The organism is Tepidamorphus gemmatus (assembly GCF_004346195.1).
GTDB lineage: Bacteria > Pseudomonadota > Alphaproteobacteria > Rhizobiales > Tepidamorphaceae > Tepidamorphus > Tepidamorphus gemmatus.
Window position 1 is genome coordinate 1 of sequence record NZ_SMAK01000024.1, and the last position, 6,937, is coordinate 6,937.

Genomic DNA, 6,937 nt, shown 5'->3' on the forward strand with positions numbered 1-6,937 from the left:
ATGTCGGTCCTGTCGCTGTTCGACCTGTCAGGGCGTCGCGCCCTTGTCACCGGAGCCAGCCGCGGCATCGGCAGCACCATCGCGGTGGCGCTGGCCGAGGCCGGCGCAGATGTCGCGGTTGCCGCGCGCACCGAGGCGGCGCTCGCCAACACGATGGCAGCGATATCCGCCACCGGACGGAATGCGGTGGCAGTGGCAATGGACGTGTCGGACGCTCACCAGTGCCGAGCTGGCACGGAATCCGCCGCAACCGCGCTCGGCGGTCTCGACATCCTCGTGAACAATGCCGGTATCGAGGAGGTCCGCCCCTCGCTCGAGGTCGACGAGGCATTGTGGGACCGCATCCTCGACACCAATCTGAAGGGCGCCTTCTTCTGCGCACAGGCCGCCGCGGCGCGCATGAAGCAGCAGGGCCATGGCGGCGCGATCCTCAACCTCTGCTCGCTGACCTCGGAGGTGGGAGTCCCGACTGCGGTACCCTATGGTTCCTCCAAGAGCGGCCTGCTCGGCATGACGCGGGCGCTCTCGGCGGAATGGGCGCCGCTGGGCATCCGGGTCAATGCCATCGCGCCCGGCTATTTCCACACCGCGATGACCGACGTGTTCTACCGCAACGAGGGCTGGCGTGAAGCGATGCTCGGCAAGATCCCGCTCGCCCGCTTCGGCCGTCTCGACGACCTGGCTGGTGCGTCGGTGTTCCTCGTCTCCGACGCTGCGGCCTATATCACCGGACAATGCCTCGCCATCGACGGCGGCTACCTGGCATCGATCTGAAGAGGGTCCGTGCGGTCAGACGCCGGGGCCCTCGGATGCTGGCACGATACGGACGCTGGGTTGTATATACGTCTCCTTGACTCGTTCCCCGAGGTTCGGTGAACTCACCGCAACAGCGGGGTCCAGCATCCGACCATGACGACGCCAGCGACAGGCATCCCGGTCCGTCCCGGCCGAGACCGCGACGCTGCGGCCGTCGCCGTTTCGGTGAAGGACGTCAGCATGGTGTTCTCCGGCACGATTGCCGTGGAGAACGCGTCGTTCGACCTCGCGAAGGGCTCCTTCCTCACGATCCTCGGGCCGTCGGGATCGGGAAAGACCACGCTGCTGCGGATGATTGCCGGCTTCCTCAGCCCCACCAGCGGCGAGATCTTCATTGGCGGCACGCCGGTCTCGGCAATGCCGCCGCACCGGCGCGCGATCGGCATGGTCTTTCAGCGGCTGGCGCTGTTCCCGCACATGACGGCGGCGGAGAACGTCGCCTTTCCGCTCAAGATGCGCCGCTTCGATGCGCGCACGATTCCCGAGAGAGTCGAGCGATATCTGGAGCTCGTGCGGCTCGGCGGACTCGGCAGGCGGCGCGTGCACGAACTCTCCGGCGGCCAGCAGCAGCGCGTGGCGATCGCCCGCGCGCTGGTCTTCGAGCCCGATTTGCTGCTGCTCGACGAGCCGCTCGCCGCGCTCGACCGCAAGCTGCGCGAGGAGATGCAGCTGGAGTTCCGCCGCATCCAGCGCGAACTCGGCGTCACCACGATCAACGTCACCCACGATCAGCGCGAGGCGCTGGTAATGTCCGACGAGATCATCGTGATGGACAAGGGCCGCATTCAGCAGAAGGCGCAGCCCGCCGCGACCTATCGGCAGCCCGCCAATCCCTTCGTCGCCGGCTTCATCGGGGTGACCAACTTCCTGCCCGGAACCTTCGTTGGCTACGGATCTGGTCGCGCGACGATCGCGCTCGGCGACGTCGAGCTTCCGGGCCGTCCGGCCGGCGACGTTGTCCCCGCCGCGGGTGGGCCGGCCCAGGCGGCGCTGCGCGCCGAGCAGGTGCGCATGGCCGCGCGTGCCGACGATCTGGCGAACCTCGACACGGTGCTGCCGGGCGTGGTCGAGGATGTCATCTTCGAGGGCGAGCGCGTTGTCTACGAGGTGCGGCTCGCTAAGCCCGACGATCTGCTGCTGCGCGCCTTCGACCACGATCCTGCCGAGCACGCGCAGCATGATGCCGGGTCGGCGATCTTCGTTGGCTGGAATGCCCGCGATCTGCTCGTCTTCCCCGGATAGCCTGAACAAGACCGCCAACAGAGGAGTTGACAGCATGTCGAACCGGAAATTGCCCCTGACCACGCCGCTGTCGCGGCGCAGGTTCCTCGCCGGAACCGCCGCCGCCGGCTCGCTCGCCGGCCTCTCGTCGCTCGGGCTGGCCGGCGGGGCACTCGCCCAGGAGCCGCCGAAGCCGGCCGAGTTGATCGTGCGGGCCTGGGGTGGCGTGTGGGTGGACTCGCTGAAGGCCGGTGTCTCGGATCCCTTCACTGCCAGGACCGGCATCGCCATCCGTCACGACCTGACCGAGGACAACGAGATCCAGCCGAAGGTCTGGGCCGCCGTCGCCCAGAACAGGGTGCCGCCGATTCACATCAACTGGGACACGACCGCCAACGCGACCAAGTCGGCGCTGCGTGGCGTCACCGAGGATCTGTCCGACCTGCCGGGCCTCGACGACCTTCTGGACCTGGCCAAGCCGGTCGGGCTCGAAGGCTACCCGATCGTCAACACCTACGCCTACGTCTATGTCCTCGCCTATCGCGACGAGGCCTTCCCCGACGGTCCGCCGACCTCGTGGACGGTCATGCTCGACCCCAAGTTCAAGGGCCGCATCGCGCTCTACAATGACGGGATCGGCTTCCAGCCGCCCGCCCAGATCGCCGGCGGCGGCAGCTTCGCCGACATCCCGGACAACATGGACGCCTGCTGGGAATTCATGCGCAAGATAAAGGCGCAGAACCCGCTGCTCGGCGAGGACCCGGACTTCACCGCCTGGTTCCAGAACGGCGAGATCGACCTTGCCTGCACCATCAGTTCCAACGCCCGTGAAGCGAAGAAGAACGGTATCGCGGTAAGCTGGACTGTCCCTGTCGAAGGAGCCAAGGTCGATACTGACGGACTCTGGATTCCCAGGGGGCTGCCGGAGAACGAGCTGTACTGGGCCAAGCAGTACATCGCGTTCGCGCTGACGAAGGAGGCCCAGCAGGTCTGGCTCGACGGTCTCGGCCTGCCGGGCGTCTATCCCGGCCTGACGCCCCCCGCCGACCTCGTTGGCGACCCGTCATACCCGGTCAAGCCGGAGGATTTCGAGAGGCTGCTGCTGGTGCCGCCGCAGGTGCAGGTCGAGCACCAGTCCGAATGGTTCGCCAAGTTCAAGGAGATCATGCAGAGCTGAGCGGCGACGCCAGGGCGGCAGCCGGCGCGCGCCCACGCCCGACACCGGCATCGTGCCGGCGTCGGGCAATCCTTGTGAGCGGGCACGGCCAAACCCGAAGAACCGAAAGGCGACAACAGGCCGATGCGCAGATCCGCCGCCTATCCGATCCGCTGGCACATCCTCGACTTCCTCGAGGTCGCCGCCGACCGTATTTGGCCGCGGCGCTTCGCGCCGGCCCTGCCCTACCTCATGCTGCTGCCGGCTATTCTGCTGATCGGGCTGCTGGTGGCGGGCCTCGTCGAGATGGCCGATACCAGCCTGAGGACACTCGACCGCACGACCTTCCTGTTGTCCGAACATTACACGCTGGAGAACTTCCGGCGGGCCGTGACGCAGCCGCTGTTCACCAATGTCTCGATCCGCAGCTTGCTCGGTGCGGCCCTCGTTACCGCGATCACGCTGCCGCTGGCCTTCGTCTATGCCTACGTCATGGTCCGCACCGTCTCCGGAGCGCTGAGGAAATTCCTGCTGATCGCACTGTTCCTGCCGTTCTTCATTGGCCAGGTGGTGCGCGCCTACGGCTGGCTCATCATCCTCGGCAACCAGGGACTGGTGAACGAGGCGCTGGCGCTGGTCGGGCTCGGCCCCTACCGGCTGATCTACAATTATCCCGCGGTGATCTTCGGCCTGGTGCAGTACATGCTGCCCTTCGCCGTGCTCATGCTTGCACCGGCGCTGACCGCGATCCCCGAGGAGACCGAGCAGGCGGCCGAATCCCTCGGCGCGAACTGGGTCCGCACGTTCATTCACGTCATCATTCCGATGGCAAGGCCCGGCCTGATCGGCGCCGGCATCGTGGTGCTGACGCTGTCACTGACCGACTTCGCCATCCCCGCGATTCTCGGCGGTGGCGGCAACGATTTCATCGCCAACGCGATCTACGACCAGTTCTTCCGTACGTCCGACGCGGGCCTCGGCGCGACGCTGGCGCTGCTGCTGGTCGCCGTCGGCTCGACGCTGGTCGGCATCGTCTTTGCGCTGGTCGGCACCGGCACGCTCGGCCTGCGCGGACGGAGCTTTCCATGACCTCGGCGCACGGCAAGGCCCTGTTCCTGTGGAGCGTCGTCGCCATCTGCGTCGTCGTGCTGTCGGCGCCGACCGTGGTGGTGCTCGGCGCCTCCTTCACCGCGGGCAACATCATCACCTTCCCCCCGCAGGGCCTGTCGCTGAGGTGGTACGAGGCGATCCTCGGCGCGGCCGGCTTGCGGCAGGCCTTCCTGCGCTCGCTCTACGTGGCGACGATCTGCGTGATGATCGCACTGCCGGTCGGTACGCTGGCCGGCATTGCGCTGTCGAGGTACCGGATCCGCTTCGAGAAGACGATCCAGATCTACCTGCTGCTGCCCTTCACCATACCGCTGATCGGCTCCGGGATCGGGCTGATGCTGATCTTCGGCGAGATGCGCCTGCTCGGCCAGCTCTGGCCGATCGGCATCGCGGTCTGCGTCATCAACCTGCCGTTCATGATCTGGCCGGTGGTTGCGAGCGTCAACGCGCTAGACATCGACATCGAGAACGCTGCCGCCAATTGCGGCGCCCCGCCCGTGCAGACTTTCCTGATGGTGACGCTACCCGCCGTGATGCCCGGCGTCATCACCGGATCGCTGCTGATGTTCATCCTGGCGCTGAACGAGTTCCTGGTGAGCCTGCTGCTGGTCGATGCCCGCATCGTCACGCTGCCGGTGCAGATCTACAACTCGATCCGCTCGATCATCACGCCCGATCTGGCCGCCATCTCGGTGGTGTTCATTGCCGTGGCCGCGCTTGCCATCGTCCTGCTCGACCGGCTGGTCGGCCTCGACATCTTCCTGCGATCCAAATGACCGGAGGCCGGACCATGCGCGCGGCACGACTCCATGGGATCGGCGACCTGCGCGTCGAGGACATCCCGACACCGGGCGAGCCGGCCGAGGGCTGGGTCCGCTGTCGCGTCACGGCGGCCGGCATCTGCGGCTCAGACCTGCACAACTTCCGCACCGGCCAGTGGATCAGCCGGTCGCCCTCCGTTCCCGGCCATGAACTGGCCGGCATCGTCACGGCGATCGGCGCTGGCGTCTCCGGCCTCGCGGAGGGCGACGCGGTCGTTGCCGATTCCCGCGTTTTCTGCGGCGCATGCCCGGCCTGCATCGCGGGCCGCCACAATCTGTGCGCGACCCTCGGGTTCGTCGGCGAAGTCTGCGACGGCGGCTTCGCCGAGGAGGTCGTGCTGCCGGCCCGCCTGCTGCACAAGGTCGATCCCGGCCTCGATCCGGCGATCGCCGCCACTGCCGAACCGCTGGCGGTCGCCCTGCATGCGGTGCACAGGCTTGGGTGCGGACCGGGAGACCCGGTCCTCATTGCCGGCTGCGGGCCGATCGGCGGGCTGGTGGCGCTCCTGCTGCGCGACATGGGCGCAGGGCGCATCCTGATCGCCGACCGCAATCACCACCGCCTGGCATGCGTCGCGGACGCCGCCGCAGCGGAACCCGTGTCCCTCGACGGTGACGCGTCCGCCCTCCCGCCCGTCCGTCATGCCGTGGAGGCGACCGGCAGCGTCCACCTTCTCCCGAACCTGATCGATCGTGTCGATGCCGGCGCACGGATCGCCCTTGTCGGCATCTTCCACGGCAGGCTTGATCTCGATCCGAACCTGATCGTCGAGCGGGAATTGTCGCTTGAAGGATGCAGCGTTTTCGCCGACGAGCTGCCGGAGGCGATCGCGATGCTGCCGCGCCTTGCTCCCGCGATCCGCCGAATGATCGACACGGAGATCGCCATCGAGGATCTCCCGGAAGCCTATCGCCGGCTGCTGGCGGGCGAGGCGAAGGGACTGAAGACGATCGTGCGGCCGCATCTACCCCGGGCCGGTGGGGACGCATGATGACCGCGCTGTCGGATACCGACGGGCCGCTCTACGAGCGGGTGAAAGGCTTCATCCTGCGCAACATCGGCGCCGGCGCCTGGGCGCACGGGCGCCGCCTGCCGTCGGAGAACGAGCTGGTCTCCTCGCTCGGCGTATCGCGCATGACGGTCAACCGGGCACTGCGCGAGCTCGCGGCGGCTGGCATTCTGGTGCGCATCCAGGGCGTCGGCACCTTCATTGCCCCGCCCAAGCCGCGGTCGGCCCTGATCGAAATCCGCGACATCTCCGAGGAGATCACGGCCCGCGGCAACCGCCACCGCGCTGAAGTGCTGGCGCTGGAGCGTGTCACCGCCACGCCCGATCTGGCGGCCGCCTTCGAGTTTCCGCGCACCCGGCCGGTGTTTCACTCGGTGGTGCTGCACTTCGAGGATGACCTGCCGGTCCAGCTCGAGGAGCGGCACGTCAATCCGGACTTCGCGCCGCACTATGGTGACCAGGACTTCACCGCCATGACGACCTTCGAGTACCTGCAGGCGCAGACCCCGGTCACCGAAGTCGAACACATCATCACCGCGATCGCGGCCGATTCCCGCACCGCCGCCATGTTGCAGCTTCCCCGGGGCGAGCCATGCCCGCTGCTCTACCGGCGCACATGGTCGGGAACCGCGGTCGTCACGGTTAACCGGTTCATCTATGCCGGCAGCCGCATCCCCCTCGGCAGCCGCTACCGCCCGGTCGACGCCCCCCGATCCGGCTGATTCAGCTGGCCGGTCAGATCAGGCCGCCGGCGCACGCGGCGGAAAGCCGTTAGCCGCTTCCAACGCCGCCGCGCAGCGGAT

The 6,937-nt window shown here is 67.6% G+C and carries 7 protein-coding genes; all 7 read left to right on the top strand.

The window, feature by feature from the left end; translation table 11 throughout:
* The 7 genes from EDC22_RS17710 (at window position 1) to hutC (ending at window position 6,856) form a co-directional block, all read left to right on the top strand.
* Window positions 1-774 carry an SDR family NAD(P)-dependent oxidoreductase gene (locus EDC22_RS17710; protein ID WP_132808078.1) on the top strand — a complete coding sequence of 258 codons (774 nt, stop codon included), beginning with the start codon at window positions 1-3 and terminating at the stop codon, window positions 772-774.
* A gap of 135 nt (window positions 775-909) precedes the next feature.
* Window positions 910-2,058: an ABC transporter ATP-binding protein gene (locus EDC22_RS17715; protein WP_132808080.1), complete on the top strand. Its 1,149-nt coding sequence runs from the start codon at window positions 910-912 to the stop codon at window positions 2,056-2,058.
* Window positions 2,059-2,092: 34 nt separating this feature from the next.
* A complete protein-coding gene (locus EDC22_RS17720; RefSeq protein ID WP_132808082.1) occupies window positions 2,093-3,214 on the top strand; it encodes an ABC transporter substrate-binding protein in 1,122 nt (373 codons plus the stop codon).
* A gap of 123 nt (window positions 3,215-3,337) precedes the next feature.
* The gene (locus EDC22_RS17725) at window positions 3,338-4,282 is read left to right on the top strand and encodes an ABC transporter permease (RefSeq protein ID WP_132808084.1); all 945 of its coding nucleotides are present in this window, start codon (window positions 3,338-3,340) and stop codon (window positions 4,280-4,282) included.
* A complete protein-coding gene (locus EDC22_RS17730) occupies window positions 4,279-5,079 on the top strand; it encodes an ABC transporter permease (protein WP_132808086.1) in 801 nt (266 codons plus the stop codon). The genes EDC22_RS17725 and EDC22_RS17730 overlap by 4 nt, the downstream gene beginning before the upstream one ends.
* Window positions 5,080-5,093: 14 nt before the next feature.
* The gene (locus EDC22_RS17735; RefSeq protein WP_132808088.1) at window positions 5,094-6,116 is read left to right on the top strand and encodes a zinc-dependent alcohol dehydrogenase; all 1,023 of its coding nucleotides are present in this window, start codon (window positions 5,094-5,096) and stop codon (window positions 6,114-6,116) included.
* Window positions 6,116-6,856: a histidine utilization transcriptional repressor HutC gene (gene hutC, locus EDC22_RS17740; protein ID WP_132808089.1), complete on the top strand. Its 741-nt coding sequence runs from the start codon at window positions 6,116-6,118 to the stop codon at window positions 6,854-6,856. The genes EDC22_RS17735 and hutC overlap by 1 nt, the downstream gene beginning before the upstream one ends.
* Window positions 6,857-6,937 lie beyond the last annotated feature (81 nt).

Bases quoted from the DNA above. Each gene is read 5' to 3' on its own strand.
- EDC22_RS17710 (WP_132808078.1), top strand. From the start codon at position 1: ATGTCGGTCCTGTCGCTGTTCGACCTGTCAGGGCGTCGCGCCCTTGTC.
- EDC22_RS17715 (WP_132808080.1), top strand. From the start codon at position 910: ATGACGACGCCAGCGACAGGCATCCCGGTCCGTCCCGGCCGAGACCGC.
- EDC22_RS17720 (WP_132808082.1), top strand. From the start codon at position 2,093: ATGTCGAACCGGAAATTGCCCCTGACCACGCCGCTGTCGCGGCGCAGG.
- EDC22_RS17725 (WP_132808084.1), top strand. From the start codon at position 3,338: ATGCGCAGATCCGCCGCCTATCCGATCCGCTGGCACATCCTCGACTTC.
- EDC22_RS17730 (WP_132808086.1), top strand. From the start codon at position 4,279: ATGACCTCGGCGCACGGCAAGGCCCTGTTCCTGTGGAGCGTCGTCGCC.
- EDC22_RS17735 (WP_132808088.1), top strand. From the start codon at position 5,094: ATGCGCGCGGCACGACTCCATGGGATCGGCGACCTGCGCGTCGAGGAC.
- hutC (WP_132808089.1), top strand. From the start codon at position 6,116: ATGACCGCGCTGTCGGATACCGACGGGCCGCTCTACGAGCGGGTGAAA.